The sequence below is a fragment of the Roseixanthobacter glucoisosaccharinicivorans genome (assembly GCF_043195095.2).
GTDB lineage: Bacteria > Pseudomonadota > Alphaproteobacteria > Rhizobiales > Xanthobacteraceae > NCEH01.
This window is the reverse complement of record NZ_CM195538.1, coordinates 2,935,904-2,954,796: the sequence shown is the minus strand read 5'-3', so window position 1 is coordinate 2,954,796 and position 18,893 is coordinate 2,935,904. Positions and strand designations below refer to the sequence as shown.

Annotated in this window: 13 protein-coding genes; 4 read left to right on the top strand and 9 right to left on the bottom strand. The window is 66.8% G+C overall.

All coding sequences use genetic code 11. The features are described 5' to 3' along the window. Positions 1–38: 38 nt before the first annotated feature. A complete protein-coding gene (locus V5F78_RS13660; RefSeq protein ID WP_394071108.1) occupies positions 39–920 on the bottom strand; it encodes a VOC family protein in 882 nt (293 codons plus the stop codon). A gap of 328 nt (positions 921–1,248) precedes the next feature. On the opposite strand from V5F78_RS13660, the gene V5F78_RS13655 reads away from it, so the two are divergent. Further along, positions 1,249–1,866, top strand: coding sequence for a TRAP transporter small permease subunit (locus tag V5F78_RS13655; RefSeq protein ID WP_394071107.1), 618 nt, complete (start codon positions 1,249–1,251; stop codon positions 1,864–1,866). 139 nt (positions 1,867–2,005) lie between these two features. Beyond that, the gene (locus V5F78_RS13650) at positions 2,006–3,814 is read left to right on the top strand and encodes a TRAP transporter large permease (protein ID WP_394071150.1); all 1,809 of its coding nucleotides are present in this window, start codon (positions 2,006–2,008) and stop codon (positions 3,812–3,814) included. Between the two features lie 94 nt (positions 3,815–3,908). Here the strand turns inward: V5F78_RS13650 and V5F78_RS13645 are convergent, their stop codons facing one another. Next, on the bottom strand, positions 3,909–5,882 hold the full coding sequence (locus V5F78_RS13645) for a methylmalonyl-CoA mutase family protein (protein ID WP_394071106.1): 1,974 nt from the start codon (positions 5,880–5,882) through the stop codon (positions 3,909–3,911). A 106-nt stretch (positions 5,883–5,988) separates the two neighbouring features. Continuing rightward, a complete protein-coding gene (locus V5F78_RS13640) occupies positions 5,989–6,228 on the bottom strand; it encodes a GlsB/YeaQ/YmgE family stress response membrane protein (RefSeq protein ID WP_394071105.1) in 240 nt (79 codons plus the stop codon). A gap of 356 nt (positions 6,229–6,584) precedes the next feature. Here V5F78_RS13640 and ccrA point away from each other — a divergent pair, with 356 nt between their 5' ends. Both ccrA and V5F78_RS13630 read left to right on the top strand, forming a co-directional pair. Further along, the gene (gene ccrA / locus V5F78_RS13635; protein ID WP_394071104.1) at positions 6,585–7,871 is read left to right on the top strand and encodes a crotonyl-CoA carboxylase/reductase; all 1,287 of its coding nucleotides are present in this window, start codon (positions 6,585–6,587) and stop codon (positions 7,869–7,871) included. Positions 7,872–8,087: 216 nt separating this feature from the next. Continuing rightward, complete coding sequence (locus V5F78_RS13630) at positions 8,088–9,368, top strand: TIGR03862 family flavoprotein (RefSeq protein ID WP_394071103.1); 1,281 nt, start codon at positions 8,088–8,090, stop codon at positions 9,366–9,368. On the opposite strand, the gene V5F78_RS13625 is transcribed toward V5F78_RS13630, so the two are convergent. From V5F78_RS13625 to arsH, 6 genes are all read right to left on the bottom strand, one after another. Beyond that, positions 9,358–9,921: a DUF924 family protein gene (locus V5F78_RS13625; protein ID WP_394071102.1), complete on the bottom strand. Its 564-nt coding sequence runs from the start codon at positions 9,919–9,921 to the stop codon at positions 9,358–9,360. The two genes, V5F78_RS13630 and V5F78_RS13625, sit on opposite strands and share 11 nt — an antisense overlap. Then, on the bottom strand, positions 9,918–11,093 hold the full coding sequence (locus tag V5F78_RS13620) for a CobW family GTP-binding protein (RefSeq protein ID WP_394071101.1): 1,176 nt from the start codon (positions 11,091–11,093) through the stop codon (positions 9,918–9,920). Before V5F78_RS13620 ends, V5F78_RS13625 begins: the two co-directional genes overlap by 4 nt. A gap of 459 nt (positions 11,094–11,552) precedes the next feature. Continuing rightward, positions 11,553–13,037 (bottom strand): D-alanyl-D-alanine carboxypeptidase family protein, encoded by a 1,485-nt coding sequence (locus tag V5F78_RS13615; RefSeq protein ID WP_394071100.1) that lies wholly within the window; start codon positions 13,035–13,037, stop codon positions 11,553–11,555. Positions 13,038–13,234: 197 nt separating this feature from the next. After that, entirely contained in the window at positions 13,235–15,019 is a 1,785-nt protein-coding gene (locus V5F78_RS13610; protein ID WP_394071099.1) for a glucan ABC transporter ATP-binding protein/ permease, read from the bottom strand. Positions 15,020–15,150: 131 nt separating this feature from the next. Beyond that, complete coding sequence (gyrB, locus tag V5F78_RS13605) at positions 15,151–17,574, bottom strand: DNA topoisomerase (ATP-hydrolyzing) subunit B (RefSeq protein ID WP_394071098.1); 2,424 nt, start codon at positions 17,572–17,574, stop codon at positions 15,151–15,153. A gap of 297 nt (positions 17,575–17,871) precedes the next feature. After that, positions 17,872–18,534: an arsenical resistance protein ArsH gene (gene arsH / locus V5F78_RS13600; RefSeq protein ID WP_394071149.1), complete on the bottom strand. Its 663-nt coding sequence runs from the start codon at positions 18,532–18,534 to the stop codon at positions 17,872–17,874. Positions 18,535–18,893 lie beyond the last annotated feature (359 nt).

Here is an 18,893-nt window from a genome sequence, read left to right as displayed (position 1 = left end):
CGGCATGGCCGCAGGCGGGGCGCGCCGACGCGGGGCTGTCAGTCCTCGCGGAGCACAGACAGCCTGGCGCGGTTTCCCGCCGGATCCTCCAGCAGCACAGCGCCGTCCGCCTCGGGGAGCGCCGTGCCCGTCGCGGCGAACCGCTGCCGGATGGCGGCAATGTCCGCCGCGGGAAGCGCGATCTCGAACCCGGCGAGCCCGCTCGCATGTGCGGGCGGCGGTGCGGCGCCCTGCGAATGCCACACGTTCAGCCCGAGATGATGGTGGTATTTGCCGGCACTGACGAACAAGGCGCCGGGGTAGCGGGCCATCACTTCGAATCCGGCCAGCTCCACCCAGAATCGATGCGCGGCGGCGAGGTCGCTCACCTTCAGATGCACATGGCCGACGTCCGTGCCGGTGGGGGCGGGGCCCAGGCCTGAGCTTTCGCCGGCGAGGCCGTTCAGATCGAGCCGCAGCGTCGCCATCTGGAGCTTGCCGTCGGGCCCGAACCATTCGGCTTTCGGGCGGTCGCGATAGATTTCGATGCCGTTGCCGTCGGGATCGTCGAAATAGAGCGCCTCGCTCACCAGATGGTCGGAGGCGCCGAACGGCACGCCGTGGGCCCGCAGCACATTCATCCGCACCGCGAGGCTGGCCCGGTCGGGCACGCGGATGGCGGTATGGAACAGGCCGGGCGCGCGGGGCGGCGGCGCTATCGCATCGGGTGCATCCTCCAGCACGATCAGAGCCGTGTCGCCGGCCCCGAGCGCGATCCCGCCGGCTTGCGAGGGCAGGCGGGCGAGGCCGACCACCTGTTCATAAAAGGCCGCGAGCCGGTCCGGCGCGCGTGTGCGCAGATGAACCGCGCCCAGCCGCAAGGCGCCAGACAGGCTGGCGTGCGGCGGTGCGGTGGGGGAAAGGGCGGCGGAAACGGGCATATGACGACTCCTGGACCGGCTCCCGCGCACTGCCCCTCGCGCAATGGCCTCGCATGCGAGGCGGCGCGGACCCATGCGGCGGGTCGATGCACTCAAATTTATGCACGCCTCGGCCCTCGCGCCATTGCAGCGATGCAAACATCCGCGTGCAAACCGCGCCGCCACATCCCCATGACCGGGCTCATCCTGTTGAAAGCCCTCGCCCGACTGGGATTGTGACGCTTAGACGATAGTTGAGGCTTGAATGCATTTAGGTCTCCCTTATGGTGCCCGGCCAATGGCGACGCGAAAGAGATCGCCTCAAGTGGAAATGCGGGGACACTCCCAAATGAACATTCTGCTCGCGCTCAGCCGAGCGATCGATGCCGTGAACATCCGCATCGGCAAGGCGGTGGCATGGCTGATCCTGGTGGCCGTGCTGGTGTCGGCGCTGAATGCCGTGATCCGCAAGGTCTTCGATCTCAGCTCCAATTCCTGGCTGGAATTGCAATGGGTGCTGTTCGCGGCGGTGTTCCTTCTCTGCGCCTCCTGGACGCTCATCGACAATGAGCACATTCGCATCGACATTCTCAGCTCGCGCCTGCCCAAGCGCACCCGCGACGGTATTGATATTTTCGGGCACATCTTCTTCCTGATGCCCTTCGCCATCGTGCTGCTGGTGACCGCGATCCCGTTCGCGCTGAATTCCTACGGCATCAACGAGCAATCCCTGAATGCCGGCGGCCTGCCGCAATGGCCGGCGAAGGCGCTGGTGCCCATCGGCTTCTTCTTCCTGCTGCTCCAGGCGATCTCGGAATTGATCAAGCGCGTCGCCATCATCACGGGGCGCATGGAGGACCCCAACGAGAATGTGGGCGGTCATCTCGCCCTCGCCGCCGAGGCGGAGCGTTTGCTGGCGGATGCCGACCGGGTCGACGTCCCCCTCGATCCGACCCCCAAGGCCTGAGCGGGAGAACAGAAAAATGTCCGCATCCCGCACCCTCAAGGTCGGCCTTGTGCTCGCCTGTGCCCTGGTTCTGCTTGGCCTTTCCAGCGATTTCGCGTTCGCCGCAGAACCCGGCCTGCGTGGCTGGTTTACCCACAATATGGCGCCGATCATGTTCGGCGCCCTCGTGCTGTTCCTGCTGCTCGGCTATCCGGTGGCCTTCGCGCTGGCCGCCAACGGCCTGATCTTCGGCCTCATCGGCATCGAGCTCGGCCTGTTCCGCCCAGATTTCCTCCAGGCCCTGCCGGAGCGCGTCTATGGCACCATGAACAATGAGGTGCTGCTGGCGGTCCCGTTCTTCACCTTCATGGGGCTGGTGCTGGAACGCTCCGGCATGGCCGAGGACCTGCTCGACACCATCGGTCAGGTGTTCGGCTCGATCCGTGGCGGCCTCGCCTATGCGGTGATCTTCGTCGGCGCGCTGCTGGCCGCCACCACCGGCGTGGTTGCCGCGTCCGTCATCTCCATGGGCCTGATCTCGCTGCCCATCATGCTGCGCTACGGCTATGACCGGCGCGTGGCGACCGGCGTCATCGCCGCGTCCGGCACGCTGGCCCAGATCATCCCGCCGTCGCTGGTGCTGATCGTCATGGCGGACCAGCTCAACCGCTCGGTCGGCGACATGTATACCGGCGCGTTCCTGCCGGGCCTGATCCTCTCCTGCCTCTATGCGGGTTATATCTTCCTGGTTTCCACGCTGTTCCCCACCGCGACCCCCGGCCTGCCGCTGGAAGCGCAGAACCTGCGTGACCCCAATCAGAAGATGATGCCCGCGCGCATCCTCGGGGCGATCGCGGCGGCGGGCTTCGCCGTGCTGATCGCCACCGGCTCGCTGCCGGGGCTCACCGCCGGCTTCATTCCCGGCGTCGCGAATCTTGCGGTGTGGGGCGTGGTCTCGTTCGTGCTGCTCTATTTCGTGATGTCCGGCACGGCCAAGCTGCTGACGCCCTCGCTGTTCATCGCGCTGGCGCTCGCCATTGCCGCCGCCATCGCCATCATGCAGCGGGGCAGCGTGAAGTTTGGCGCCGATTACGTGGTGCTCACCATGTCCATGACGGTGGGCCTCGCGTTCGTGGTCGCCGTGATCAACCGGGTGTTCAGGCTCGGCCTGCTCTCCAAGCTCGCCGAGCAGGTCGTGTTCGTGATGGTGCCGCCGCTGGCGCTGATCTTCCTGGTGCTCGGCACCATCTTCATCGGCGTTGCGACCCCGACCGAAGGCGGCGCCATGGGCTCGGTGGGCGCCATTCTGCTGGCCTCGGCGCGCGGGCGGCTGAAGTTCGACCTGCTGCGGCAGGCGACCTATTCCACCGCCAAGCTCTCGGCCTTCGTGCTGTTCATCCTGCTCGGCGCGCGCGTGTTCTCGCTCACCTTCTACGGGGTGGATGGGCATCGCTGGGTGGAAGAATTGCTCACCTCGCTCCCCGGCGGCCAGACCGGCTTCCTGATCGTCGTGAACCTCCTGGTGTTCGTGCTCGCCTTCTTCCTCGATTATTTTGAGCTGGCGTTCATCATCATCCCGCTGTTGGGACCGGCCGCCGACAAGCTGGGCATTGATCTGATCTGGTTCGGCGTCATCCTGGCGGTGAACATGCAGACCTCGTTCATGCATCCGCCGTTCGGCTTCGCCCTGTTCTTCCTGCGCTCGGTGGCGCCGAAGGTGCCTTATCTCGACCGCGTGACCGGGCTGCGCATGGAGCCGGTCACCACGGGGCAGATCTATTGGGGCGCGGTGCCGTTCGTGATCATCCAGCTGATCATGGTGTCTCTGGTCATCCTGTTTCCGCAGATGGTGACGCACTACAAATCGGGCGGCGTATCGCTGGACCAAAACCAGATCCAGCAGCAGTTCGACAACATCTCGCCCGATATCGGCGATCCGCCGCCCCCGGTGCTCGATTTCGGCAAGTAGTCGGTGTCGCCCACGTAAAAAAAGAGCGCCAACCTCGGTTGGCGCTCTTTTTGTTTTTGCGGATGCTGAAGATCCGAACGCCGCAAAGCCGGGCTCAGGCGGCTTTCTGCGCCTCACGGTCAACGATGGCGACGATGTCGGCCATGATGCGGTTCAGCTCGAAATTCTTGGGCGTATAGACCGCCGCGACGCCGATCGCCTTGAGCTGGGCTTCGTCCTCGGGCGGAATGATGCCGCCGACCACCACCGGCACGTCGGTCAGCCCCTCGGCGCGCAGACGGTCCATCACGTCGCGCACCAGCGGCACATGGGAGCCGGAGAGGATGGAGAGGCCGATGACGTGGACGCTCTCCTCCAGCGCCGCATTGACGATCTCGGCCGGGGTGAGGCGGATGCCCTCATAGACCACTTCCATGCCGGCATCGCGGGCGCGCACGGCGATCTGCTCGGCGCCGTTCGAATGTCCGTCCAGGCCCGGCTTGCCCACCAGAAACTTGATGCGGCGGCCGAGCTTGGCGGAAACCGCCTCGACGCTGCGGCGCACCTCGTCGAGGCCCTGGGTGTCGATGCGCGCGGCGCGGCCGACGCCGGTCGGCGCACGATATTCGCCGAACACTTCGCGCAGGCACGCGCCCCATTCCCCGGTCGTGATGCCGGCCTTCGCGCAGATGATGGAGGGCTCCATGATATTGCGCCCCTCCTGCGCCGCGCTGCGCAGGCCGGCAAGCGCCGCATCCACGGCCGCCGGATCGCGCGCCGCGCGCCAGGCCTGGAGGCGGGCGATCTGCTCCGGCTCCACGTGCTCGGGCACGGTAAGGATGGAGCCTTCGCCGGTGGTGAGGGGCGAGGGCTCGGTCTCTGTCCAGCGATTGACGCCGACCACCACCTGCTCGCCGCGCTCGATATTCTCCAGCCGGCGGGTGTTGGATTCCACCAATGCCTGCTTCATGTAGCTGTTCTCGACCGCCGCCACCGCGCCGCCCATGGCCTCGATGCGAGCGAGTTCGGCCCGCGCCTCGTCCTTCAGCGCCTCGACCTTCTTGGCGATCTCGGTCGAGCCGTCGAAGATGTCGCCATATTCCAGCAGGTCGGTCTCATAGGCCACCACCTGCTGCATGCGCAGCGACCATTGCTGGTCGAACGAACGCGGCAGGCCGAGCGCCTCGTTCCAGGCCGGCAATTGCACGGCGCGCGCGCGCGCCTTCTTGGAGAGCGTCACCGCCAGCATCTCCAGCAGAATGCGATAGACGTTGTTCTCCGGCTGCTGCTCGGTGAGGCCGAGCGAATTCACCTGCACGCCGTAGCGGAACAGCTTCTGCTTGGGATCGGTGATGCCATAGCGGTTGATGCAGATCTCGTCCCACAGATCCACGAACGCACGCATCTTGCACATCTCGGTGATGAACCGCATGCCGGCATTCACGAAGAAGGAGATGCGCCCCACCACCTCGCCGAACACCGCGCCCTGGGCCTCGCCGGAATTCTTCACCGTGTCGAGGATCGCGATGGCGTTGGCGAGCGCGAAGGCGAGTTCCTGCACCGGCGTCGCACCGGCCTCCTGCAGATGGTAGGAGCACACGTTCATGGGGTTCCAGCGCGGCAGGTGCTCGGTCGTGAAGACGATCACGTCCTTGGTGAGCCGCATGGAGGGCGCGGGCGGGAACACATAGGTGCCGCGCGAGAGATATTCCTTGATGATGTCGTTCTGCGTCGTGCCCTGGAGCTGCTTGCGATCCGCGCCCTGCTCGTCGGCGGCGGCGATATAGAGCGCCAGCAGCCAGGGGGCGCAGGCGTTGATGGTCATGGACGTGTTCATCTCGGCGAGCGGAATGTCCTGGAACAGGGTCCGCATGTCGCCGAGATGGGAAATCGGCACCCCCACCTTGCCCACTTCGCCGCGCGCCAGGGGGTGGTCGCTGTCGTATCCGGTCTGGGTGGGCAGGTCGAACGCGACCGAAAGGCCGGTCTGGCCCTTGGCCAGGTTGGAACGATAGAGCCGGTTGGAGTCCGCGGCAGTGGAATGACCCGCATAGGTGCGGAACAACCAGGGTTTATCGCGGCTGGTCATTGTCACGTCCTCATTCTCCACCCGATATTGCAATAATGTGCGCTGCAACGCGGCTGTCGTCGATTGGAAAATATGCGGTGCGGCGCAGAATTCTTCCGCGCTGCGGTCAGCGCTTCACCAAGCTGATGACGAACAGCAAGATCACCGCCCCGATGGTGGCGCTGATGATCTGGCCCAGCAGTCCGCCGACGATGAAGACATTGCCGAACAAGAAGCCGCCGATCAGCGCGCCGACAATGCCGACAGCGATGTTGCCGAGCAGGCCGAAACCGACGCCGCGGAAGAACTGGCCGGCGAGCCAGCCGGCAATTGCGCCGATGAGGAGCATTCCGATAAGGCCGATCATGGCAAACCTCATAAAACGAGCGGGGCGCGGGGCGCGCCCGGTTTGGATTTTTGCCTGAAAGAGGTGGGGCGGTCGAGTGCGCACGCATCGCGCGTGTCTGGAAACGGCGGATTTGCGTGGTGTCCGCGACCAAAGTTGGGGGCGCGCCCGCCGCCCGGCCCGTGCGACCTTGCGCGAACACCCTTGCCGCTGCGCCGCCGCCGGCCGCATCGCGCGTGATCCACGCGGTTGCAGTGCGACGGCGGTAAAGCATAGAGGCGTCATAAACGGGGCTCGCCAGCGGAATTTTCTCTGCTACGCTGCAGCGCGAAACAAATGCGGCCGAAACGGCCCCGGAGGAAGGAAGGACGGGAGCAATGGGTCAAAGTGCAGTCGCCAGCACGCCGCAGGGCGCCGCCGTGAAAGATCTTTACGAGCTGGGCGAGATCCCGCCCCTGGGCCATGTGCCCGCCAATATGTACGCCTGGGCGATCCGCCGCGACCGCCATGGGCCCCCGGAACAATCCTTCCAGGTCGAGGTGGTGCCCACCTGGACCCTCGGCGAGAGCGACGTGCTGGTGCTCGTGATGGCGGCCGGCGTCAATTACAACGGCATCTGGGCCGGGCTCGGGCAGCCCATCTCTCCCTTCGACGTGCACAAGGCCCCCTTCCATATCGCCGGCTCCGATGCCTCGGGCATCGTCTGGGCGGTGGGCTCCAAGGTGAAGCGCTGGAAGGTCGGCGACGAGGTCGTGGTTCATTGCAACCAGGACGACGGGGACGACGAGGAGTGCAATGGCGGCGACCCGATGTTCTCCCCCTCCCAGCGCATCTGGGGCTATGAGACCCCGGACGGCTCCTTCGCCCAGTTCTGCCGCGTGCAGGCGCGGCAGCTCATGCCGCGCCCGCTGCACCTGACCTGGGAAGAATCCGCCTGCTACACGCTCACCATGGCGACCGCCTATCGCATGCTGTTCGGCCATCCGCCGCACACCGTGAAGCCGGGCGACTATGTGCTGGTGTGGGGCGCCTCGGGCGGCCTCGGCGTGTTCGGCGTCCAGCTCGCCGCGGCCTCCGGCGCCCATGTCATCGGCGTGATTTCCGATGAGACCAAGCGGGACTACGTGCTCGGCCTCGGCGCCAAGGGCGTGCTGAACCGCAAGGACTTCAATTGCTGGGGCCAGCTGCCCAAGGTCAATTCGCCCGAATATACCGAATGGACCAAGGAAGCCCGCAAGTTCGGCAAGGCGATCTGGGACATCACCGGCAAGCGCGACGTGGATATCGTGTTCGAGCATCCGGGCGAGCAGACCTTCCCGGTCTCCACCCTGATCGCCAAGCGCGGCGGCATGATCGTGTTCTGCGCCGGCACCACCGGCTTCAACATCACGTTCGACGCCCGCTATGTGTGGATGCGCCAGAAGCGCATCCAGGGCTCGCACTTCGCCCATCTCAAGCAGGCCTCGGCCGCGAACCAGTTCATCATCGACCGGCGCGTGGACCCCTGCATGTCGGAAGTGTTCCCGTGGGATCGCATTCCCATGGCGCACACCAAGATGTGGAAGAACCAGCACGCGCCCGGCAACATGGCGGTGCTGGTGAACGCGCCGCGCACCGGCCTGCGCAGCTTCGAGGACGTGCTGGAAGCCACCGCCGCCGGCTGATCGCCCAGGGTCGGGGCTTAGACAGCGCAGGCAAGACGGCACGGGGGCAGCGCCTGCTCCCGTGCTTTTCATGTGCTGCAGGGTTTTCCGCGCGATGCGCGTGCGCTCGACCTGAAGCCTTGCCGCCTGTGCTTGTCTCGCCATGCGCGGCAGATGGGCGGCGGGAATGGCGAGCTTTTGCTTCCGCAAAGGCCGCCGGGCCTCTACACCCACTTGATGAACCCTTCCCCTGAGCTTTCCACCGATCCCGTCGCGCGTCCCGCAGCCTCCGCGCCTGCGGCCCATGTGGCGGTGATCGGCGCCGGACCGGCCGGACTCATGGCCGCCGATCGCCTGATCGCGCAGGGCCACCGGGTGAGCGTGTTCGAAAAGATGCCCTCGCCCGCACGCAAATTCCTCATGGCGGGGCGGGGCGGGCTCAATCTCACCCACAGCGAGCCGCTGGAGCACTTCCTCTCCCGCTATGGCGAGATCGCGCCGCTGCTGGAGCGGGCGATCCGCGCCTTTCCGCCCGACGCCGCGCGCGCCTTCGCGGCGGAACTCGGCGAATCCACTTTCATCGGCTCCAGCGGCCGGGTGTTTCCCGACAGCTTCAAGGCTTCGCCCATGCTCCGGGCATGGCTGCGGCGGCTCGGCACCCTCGGCGTGGAGCTGCACACCCGGCACGAATGGCGCGGCTGGTCCTCGACCGGCGCCCTGATGTTCGAGACGTCGGAAGGACCGAAGGAGATCGTCGCCGATGCGACGCTGCTCGCGCTCGGCGGTGCGTCCTGGCCCCGGCTCGGCGGCGATGGGGGCTGGGCGCAGCATCTCGCGTCGCGGGGCATTGCGCTCGCGCCGTTCGCGCCGGCCAATATGGGGCTGGAGGTCGATTGGTCCGCGCCGTTCCGCGAACGATTTGCCGGCGAACCCTTGAAGCGCATCGCCCTCTCCTGCGCCGGCGCGGGTCCCGTGCGTGGGGAAGCCGTGGTGACGGCGCGGGGCCTGGAGGGCGGAGCGGTCTATGCGCTCTCCCGCGCGGTGCGCGACCGCCTCGCGGCCGAGGGCGAAGCCCATCTGCGGCTCGACCTGCGCCCGGATTTCGACCAGGCGCTGATCACCCGCCGGCTGGCGACGGGGCCGCTGAAACAATCGCTCTCCAATCGCCTGCGCAAGGCGGTCGGTCTCTCGCCGGTGGCGGTGGGCCTGCTGCGCGAGGCGGCTGGAGTCGCGTTGCCCACAGATCCGGCGGCACTCGCGCGCCTCATCAAGGCCGCGCCCATTCAGGTGCGTGCGGTTGCCGGGCTGGAGCGGGCGATTTCCAGCGCCGGCGGCATTGCCTTCGACGCGCTGGACGATCATTTCATGCTGCGGGCCGTTCCCGGCACCTTCGCCTGCGGGGAAATGCTGGATTGGGAAGCCCCCACCGGCGGCTATCTGCTCCAGGCCTGCTTCGCCACCGGCCGGGCGGCGGCGGAGGGAATCTCCGCCTTCCTCGCGGCGCGCGCTACCCCTTGAAACCGCCGGCGGCGAGATAGGCCTCTTCCTCCGCCGTCATGGGACGGCCGAGGATGGGATTGCGATGGGGGAAGCGGCCGAAGCGGGCGATCACATCGCGATGGATGATCGCGTATTTCAGTTCCTCCGCCTGGCCCAGCTTCTGGTAGAGCGCCACGCACCGCTCCTGGCAGGCGAGATCCTCCGCATGCATCAGCGGCAGGAAGAAGAAGGCGCGCAGCGCCGGTTCGAAGGATTGCTCGAACCCGCGCGCCAAGGCACGGTCCGCCACTTGGCGCGCGGCGGCATCGGTGGCGAAGGCGCGCGGCGTTCCGCGGAAGGCATTGCGCGGCGCCTGGTCGAGCAGCAGCACCAGGGCGAGCGCGCCTTCGGCGCTGTCCTCGTAATCCGCGAGCATGGTCGAACCCGCGCCACGCGCGACCGCATCCTCGTGCGCCGGAAGAAGGCGGGCGCGCACCTCGGTATCAAAGGCGGGATCGGACGAGAACCAGCGATCGTAGCCGGCCGCACGCCAGAAGCCGACGATCTCGGAGGGGGAGGGCAGGGCTGTCATCGCGCTTGCCTCATGCCGGCGGGAGCGAGCGGATTGTCGGTGAGGGCGGCGCGGTCCGGCGTATCCACCTGCGGGATGCCGAGAAAGGCCGAGAACAGGCGCCGCACCACCGCCGGGTCGAGATCGCGCACGATCATCACGAGCCGCGTGCGGTGGTCGTCGTCCGGCCATGTGGGCAGGCGGGTGGGCGGGTGCATCACATGCTGCACGCCGTGCAGCACGATGGGCGCGTCCGGATCGTCGGCCAGCTTCACGATGCCCTTCAGCCGCAGCAGGTTCGCGCCATAGGTGGCGCGCAGCAGCTCCAGGAACAGATCGAGGGTGGAGGCGGAGACGGCGGCGTCGGTCGCGAGCGTGAACGCCTTGATGCGCGCGTCATGGCGGTTGGGATCGTGCGGCGCGCCGGTCTCTTCCTCCGCGGCGGCGATGCGCTCCTCCGCGAGCCAGCGGGCGACATCGGGGGCCTTGCCGCTCGGATCATAGAGGCCGGCTTTCAGCAGGGCCTCGCCGGTGGCTTCGCCCTTTGCGGCGTCGAGTAATGGAGCGGCGGGGGCCAGCTGGCGCAGGCGGGCTTTCAGGGCCGCGAGTGCGGTACGCTGGGCCTCGGTCTCCACGAGATCGGTCTTGGTGAGCACGAGGCGGTCGGCCATGGCCGCCTGCTTTACCGATTCGGGTTGGGCATCGAGGGTGGCATCGCCGTTGATCGCGTCGATCACCGCCACCACGCCGTCCAGCCGATAGCGCATCACCAGATAGGGATGGGTCATCAGGGTGAAGAGGATGGGGGCGGGATCGGCGAGGCCTGTGGTTTCGATCAGCACGCGGGAGAAGGGCGGCAGGCGGTTGTTGTCGCGCCCGCGCAGCAGGTCCTCCAGCGCGGTGACGAGATCGCCGCGCACGGTGCAGCACACGCAGCCACTCGCCAACAGCACGACGCCCTCGGAGACTTCGCGCACGAACAGATGGTCGAGCCCGATTTCACCGAATTCATTGATCAGCACGGCGGTATCGGCGAGCGCGGGATCGGCCAGCAGGGCATTCAGCAAAGTCGTTTTGCCCGCGCCGAGGAAGCCGGTGAGCACCGTGACCGGGATCGGCTCGGGCGGTCCCTGCCGTTTCGCGGGGGACGAGGGGGCCTGTGCGGCCTCGGGGAGCGGCGATGAGGAAGTCATGTTATTTCATCCGTGAGGCAGGTCGCCTCAGAGGGGCGCCGCCGAACCAGGACCGCGCTCGCCCTGCCTATAGGGCAGTGCGGGCAAGCGGCCAAGCGCGTCGGCCGATCGCCCTGCGCCAATGACCCGCGATGCCGCGCATCATGGGGGGCAACCGGTTGCCAGAGCGCACAGGGCCGAACCTCCAGAGTTCGACACGCGGCGGTCAACTGCGTGCGTGCATGACACAGATGGGACCGGCGCGCGCCGCCGCAAGGGCATTTGAGACAGGCTTGTGTGCAAGACCGGCATGCGCCGAGGGGCGCGCAGACGGGATCGGCGCAGCGGCCAAATGCATTCCCCTCGCGCCGCCGGCCCGGGACCTTCTGCCCGTGAAAATACGGCCTTGCGCATCTGACCTCGTGCGTCTGGCCTTGGCCGCCTCGCCTCAAGGCCTTAGCCCAGGAGCGGGACGAAGGCTCAGGCGCCGGGCTTGGTGGGCGCGGCCGGCGGTGGGCCGAAGGTGAGCGGATCGCCGCCTTCGCTCGCGGCGGGCTTGGCCGGCTTCGCCTTCGGCTTGGAGGCCGGCTCGGCTGCGGCGGAAGCGCCGGCGGCCGCCGGCTTCTTGGCAGGCGCGGGCACGCCGGTTGCGGTATTCGCTTCCTTGGCCGCAGGCTTGGGTTTCGCGGCGGGCTTGGCGGCAGGTTTGGCGGCCGTCTTTGCAGCCTCAGGATCGCTCTTTGCCGCATCGCTCTTGGCGGCGGCATTTCTGGGCTTGGCGGCGGGGGCCTGCGGGTCCGCATTGGCGGTGGCCGCCGGCTTCTTCTTCTTCGGAGCCGGGGCTTCATCCGGCGCCATGGCGGATTCCGGAGAGATCGGTGCATTGCGCGGGCCGACGAATACCGGGATGGGCGGCATGGAGGGCGGCAGGTTTTGCAGAAGCGCCGCGCCCTCGCCCTTGCTCAAGCCGGCGGCAAGATCCGCCGAGACGGCATAGGCGTTCGGCCCGGAACCGGGTGCGCCGTACGCGTTTTCGTCCTCGTTCTCGGCCGCCACTACGGCGCGCTTGCGGCCGCAGATCTGGGGCGACATGTCGGTGGGCGTGCCGCCGGTGTCGGCGACGGTGTCCAGCGTCGGCGAGGCGGCGCCGAAGATCGACCAGGACGGCTGGAAGCCCTTTTCGAACAGCAGCGCCGCCTGCTCGGTGCGGGCGACTCCCGACGGCGCGCCGAGAATGACCGCGATCAGCCGTTTGTTGCCGCGCGTGGCGGTGGCCACCAGATTGAAGCCCGAAGCGCAGATGAAGCCGGTCTTCATGCCGTCGGCGCCGGGATAGCGGTCGATCAGGCGGTTGTAATTGCGCAGCACCCGCTTGCCGATCTTGATGGCCGGGATGCGGAACAGCATTTCATGTTCGGGAAAATGATAAATCAGGGCCCGCGCCAGAACCGCGAGGTCGCGCGCGGTGGTGAACTGGTCATTATTGGGCAGGCCGTTGGGATTTTCGAAATGGGTACCGGCCATGCCGAGGCGGGCGGCGGTATCGTTCATCTCGGCGACAAAGGACGGCACGCTGCCGCCGACGCCTTCCGCGATCACAACGGCCATGTCATTGGCCGATTTGACCAGGAGCATCTTCAGCGCATTGTCGAGGGTCACTTGGGTGCCCGGCGCGAATCCCATCTTGGTCGGCTGCATGGAGGCGGCATAGGGCGAAACCGTCATCAGCGTATCGGGGGTAATACGCCCCTCGCGCATGGCATTCAGCGCCACATACACTGTCATCAGCTTGGTGACGGAGGCGGGATACCAAGGCTTTCCGGCGTCCTGCTGTTCCAAGACCTTGCCCGTGTCCGCTTCCACCAGAAGGATCGGGGTGGCGTGGCCTGCGGTCGCGAGCGCGCCGAGGGCGGCGATCGCGAAGGTCAGGCGGCGCAGCGCACCGCGCGCGGACAGACAGGACAAGCCCGGCAAAGTTGGCTCCGTAGCTGGAAAGACCCCCGTGGCCTTGCTTTCCTTAGCTCTTTTTGGGGCATCCGGAAAGATGAAAGCGGCAGGCGCGGCCCTGCCATGCAAGCTTCAGCTTGAATGCGGGCCGCGCACGGGGCCTCAATCCTGCGTCTCCAGGCGTTGCACCCTGTCGCGCGCGGGTGCCGTGGCGCTCACGTTTCCGCGAGCGGGCGATCCACATGCGTGCCATCGTCCAGAAATTGAGCCCGCGCGAGCTCCGCGAACCGCCCGCCGAGCCGCATCAATTGCTCGAAACTGCCCGCCTCGATCACGCGCCCCTCGTCGAACACCAGGATGCGGTCGGCATTGCGCACGGTGGCGAGCCGATGGGCGATGACGAAGGTGGTGCGTCCCTTCATCACCTCGTCCAGCGCCGCCTGCACCTTGGCTTCGGTCGTGGCGTCGAGGGCGCTGGTGGCCTCGTCGAGGATCAGGATCGGCGGATCCTTGAGAAGGGCCCGGGCGATGGAGAGGCGCTGGCGCTCGCCTCCGGAAAGCGCCCGCCCGCGCTCGCCCACCAGGGCGTGCAGGCCCTCGGGATTGCGCTCCACCAGTTCCAGCGCCTGGGCGCGGGAGAGGGCGAGGCGCATCTCCTCCGCCGTCGCATCGGGCTTGCCCACCCGCAGATTGTCTTCGATCGTGCGGTTGAACAGCATCGCCTCCTGAAACACGACGCCGATCTGCCGCCGCAGGGAGGAGAGTGTGATGTCCCGGATATCGATGCCATCCACCAGCACGCGGCCGGACTGGGGGTCGAACACCCGGTGCAGGAGGGCGAGGGCGGTGGATTTTCCAGCACCTGTCGTGCCCACCAACGCCACGGTCTCGCCCGGTGCGGCATGCAGGCTCACATCGCGCAAAGCCGCGCGCTTGCCGTCGTAGGAGAAGGATACGTCCTCGAAGCGTACGTCGCCCTTCACCGCCGCGAGGTCCTGGGCGCCGGGTCGGTCACGCACCGCGCCGACCGTGTCCAGCACCTCGAAGAACTGGCCGAGCCCCGGCGCGCTCATCACCAAATGATTGACGAAGCTCACCGTATGGTCGAGCCGGCCTATGAGCATGGTGGCGAAGCCCACATAGGTGACGATGTCGCCGATCGCCGCGAGCCCTTGCAGATGCAGCCAGGTGCCGATCAGCAGGATCGCGAGAATGGTCAAGGTGGTGGCGGCTTTGGTGGCCATGGACACCAAGGCCCACCACGACAAAACCGGAATCTGCACCGCCAGCAGCTGGCTCGCGGTGGCGCGCAGCCCGCTCACCTCGGCTTCGATGCGGGTATAGCTCTGGATGACCGCCACATTGCCCAAGGCGTCGGTGGCATGCTCGGCGAGGCTGGAATTGTGTTCCTCCACCTCTTCCTGCATCGCCTGGGTGCGGCCGAGCACATAGGCGGTGACGATGCCGAACACCACGATCAGCGCGATCAGCACCAGGCCCAGCCGCCAATTGATGTAGATGCCCACCGGCAGCAGCACCAGCAGCGACACGATCGCCGCGCAATCCTCGCGGAAGAAGGACAGCCACGTGCTCCAGAGCGAATCCGTGCCCTGGAGCATCACCTTCAGCAGCCGGCCCGAATGGGTCTCGCCGTGGAAGGAGAGGGGCAACTGAAGCACGTGCTCGAAATATTCGGTCAGCACGCCCAGCCGCCGGCGATGGGCGAGGCGATCGGCATGTAGCGAGATCAGCACGCCGGCGACGATGTTGAAGAGGCCGAAGGCAACCCAGGCCGCAAGCAGCGGGGTCAGGATCGAGACCAGCGAGGGGCCGCCTTCACGCTGGGTGCCGGCCAGAGCCTCGATGATGCGGCCGAACAGGATCGGCTCGGCGAACTGGGCCATGGCGAGGGCCACATTGCCGATGGCGAGCGCCAGCCCCACTTTGGCCAGCGGCCCCAGCATCGCAAGGGCCCTCGCATAGATGCGCAGCAATTGCATGGCCCCTTCCTCCCCGGATTGCGCCGCAGCAAAGCCGAGATAAAGGGCGCCCGCAAGGCGACGAACCGCGCCTTGTGGCTATTTAGGTAGGCAGGACAGGGGGAGTCAGCAGAATGGGCCTGCGCCCATCGTCACACGTCCACGCTCGCCTTCAGCGCATTCTCCTGGATGAATTCGCGGCGTGGCTCCACCACATCGCCCATCAGGCGGTTGAAGAGATCGCCGGCGGCGTCGACCTCCTTCACCTTCACCTGCAGCAGGGAGCGGGCGTTGATGTCGAGCGTGGTCTCCCAGAGCTGGCCGGGGTTCATCTCGCCGAGGCCTTTGTAGCGCTGGAGCGAGAGGCCCTTGCGGCCGGCGTCTGTGACCGCGTCGAACAGATCCACCGCACCCAGAAGCACGGTCTCGTCGCTCTTGCGCTTGAGGCGCGCTTCCCCCGCGAACACACCATCGAGGGCGGCGGCCAGCGTATCGAGGCGGCGGGCGTCGGGCGAAACCAGGAAGGTGGCGTCGAGAAAATTGGTTTCAAGCACGCCGCGCACGGTGCGCGAAAAGCGGAAGCCGGTCTCGTCGGCGACGCCTTCCCAGCCGCGCTCGGTCTCCTCGGCCAGCATGTTGAGGCGGCGCGTCACCTCGGTCATTTCGGCCTGGGCGTCGCGCTCGCGCAGCAGATGCGGCTTGAGCGCGCCGGCCAACGCCGCCTGCTCCACGATCGCCTTGTTGTAGCGCGGGTGCAGCGCGTTCAGCGCGCCGCGCAATTGGCGCGCGGTCTCGACCACGGCGGCAAGATCGGCGCCGGTGCGCACCTCGCCCGAGGCGAGATAGAGCGCCGCATCGTCGAGGCCGACATTGATGAGGTAATCCTCTAGCCCACGCTCGTCCTTGATATAGGTCTCGGACTTGCCGCGCGCCACTTTGTAGAGCGGCGGCTGGGCGATGTAGAGGTGCCCATTCTCCAGGATTTCCGGCATCTGCCGGAAGAAGAAGGTGAGCAGAAGCGTGCGAATGTGGGAGCCGTCCACGTCCGCGTCGGTCATGATGATGATCTTGTGATAGCGCAGCTTGGCGATGTCGAAGTCATCGCGGCCGATGCCGGTGCCGAGCGCGGTGATCAGCGTGCCGATCTGCTCGGAGGACAGCATCTTGTCGAAGCGCGCGCGCTCCACATTCAGGATCTTGCCGCGCAGGGGCAGCACGGCCTGGAAGGCACGGTCGCGGCCCTGCTTGGCGGAGCCGCCAGCCGAGTCACCCTCGACGATGAAGATTTCCGACTTCGCAGGGTCGCGCTCCTGGCAGTCGGCAAGCTTGCCGGGCAGGGAGGCGATGTCGAGCGGGTTCTTGCGGCGCGTGAGTTCGCGGGCGCGCCGGGCAGCTTCGCGCGCGGCGGCGGCTTCCGCCACCTTGCCGACCACGGCCTTGGCCTCGGCCGGATTTTCCTCAAGCCAGGAATTCAGCGCCTCGCCCACCAGCGCCTCGACCACCGGGCGCACTTCGGAGGAGACCAGCTTGTCCTTGGTCTGGGAGGAGAATTTCGGGTCGGGCACCTTCACGGAGAGCACGGCGGTCAGGCCTTCGCGGCAATCCTCGCCGGAGAGCGTGACCTTCTCCTTCTTGGTGATGCCGGAGCTTTCCGCATAGCCCATCACCTGGCGCGTCAGCGCGGCGGCAAAGCCGGTGAAATGGGTGCCGCGATCACGCTGCGGGATGTTGTTCGTGAAGCAGAGAATGGTCTCGTGATAGCTGTCGTTCCAGGAGAGCGCGGCTTCCACCTGAATGCCGTCGCGCTCCGAGCGGATCACGATGGGCTTGGCGATCACCGCGGTCTTGGAGCGGTCGAGATAGCGCACGAAGGCTTCCACGCCGCCTTCATACATCAGATCCTCGACCCGCACGTCCGGGGTTCGTGCGTCGGTCAGGCGGATGCGCACGCCGGAATTCAGGAACGCCAGCTCGCGCAAGCGGTGCTCCAGGGTGGCAAAATCGAACTGGATGTGGGTGAAGGTTTCCGGGCTGGGCGTGAACGTCACCATGGTCCCGCGCTTGCCGGCAGGGGCATCGCCCTTCACCACCAGCGGGGCTTCCGCGTCGCCATGGCGAAAGCGGATGAAATGCTCCTTGCCATTGCGCCAGATGGTGAGGTCGAGCACCGTGGACAGTGCGTTCACCACCGAGACGCCGACGCCATGCAAGCCGCCGGAGACCTTGTAGGAATTCTGGTTGAACTTACCGCCGGCGTGCAGCTGGGTCATGATGACCTCGGCCGCTGAGACGCCTTCCTCATGATGCAGGTCGGTGGGAATGCCGCGCCCGTCATCGGTCACGGTCACCGAGCCGTCGGCGTTCAGCGTGACGGTGACTTCATTGGCATAGCCAGCCAGCGCCTCGTCGATGGCGTTGTCCACAACCTCATAGACCATGTGATGCAGGCCGGAGCCGTCATCGGTGTCGCCGATATACATGCCGGGCCGTTTGCGCACGGCGTCGAGGCCCTTCAGCACCTGGATGGATTGTGCCCCGTAATCGTCGGGGGATGCCGCGGGCGCGGGTTCGGCCATGGTCAATCTCGAATCGTTGGAACGCTTAGATAGCTTTTACCGCAAAGCCGCGGTTATTTGGTGGCAAATGCCCATTCGTGGCCATCGCGACCGCGCGCCGGGTCTGCACCGCCCTCGCATGGACCGCTCGCCCTCAACGCGGTGGTCCGTGCGCGAACACAAGCAAGAAGGGCAAGGCGCGCCAAATCCATCACGCACGTGTGCGCCCGCGCGCGACGAACGTCAAGCCGGCAACGCGTCGCTTCCCGCGCGGGCTTGGCGGGGTGTCGCCCGTCAAGTGGCCGCGCGCGCCGCCCGTCAGCGGGGAGCGGGAGGTTTTTCCGCCAACGCGTCCTTGCGCGCGCTGTAATGCTCGGTGAGGGAGGCGGAGGCGCTGCGGGTCAGCAATGTGAACTTCACCAGCTCCTCCATCAGGTCCACCACGTCGTCATAGGCGGGCGACGGCTTCATGTGCCCCTCGTCCTCGAACGCGTTATAGGCCTCGGCGACGGAGCATTGGCTGGGGATCGCGATCATGCGCATGCGCTGGCCGAGAATACGCATCTGATCGACCGCGTTGAAGGAGCGGGTGCCACCGGAAATCTGCATCAGCGCCAAGGTCTTGCCCTGTGTGAGTGCGGGCGCGCCGGGGGCAAGGGGCAAAGGCAGCCAGTCGATCTGCGCCTTGAGGATCGCGGTCATGGCGCCGTTGCTTTCCGGGCTGCACCAGACCTGGCCTTCCGACCAGGCGGACATGGCCCGCAATTCCGCGACCCTTGGATGATCCGCCGCGGCATCGTCGGGCAGAGGCAGGCCCAGCGGTTCGAAGATGCGCACCTGCGCGCCCAGGCGTTCCAGCAGAGCGGCCGCTTCCAGGGTCAGCAGGCGGCTATAGGCACGCGACCCGGCCGAACCGTAGAGCAATAGGATGCGCGGGGGATGGGGTGGGGGCGGGGCGAACAGGGCCTGCGCGTCCGGCATGCGGAAGGCATCGCCCAGCAGTTGGTCCGGAGCAAGGTGTTCAGCCAACGCGCGCCCCTTCCGCACCAAGCGGATGCGCCCCCAACGGCCGCACGGCGTTCCGCGAACTTACGGTGCGGGTGATGGGCATGGCATTGCAGGCCTGTTTTGATCGGCGGTGATCGACATGAACGGACTTCCGGCTCGGCACCTCGGGCGCATCCCTTTCGATCCCGCGGAATGTCGTTGCGGAACGGACGATTCTGCGCCGGCCCGCACATTGCGTGCCGATGATCTCCTTCCAGGCGCGCAACCTGAGCGTCCTGTACGGGAGGGAACAAGGTTTACGCGAAGATCCCGTTGGCGGACCTGTCAGGATT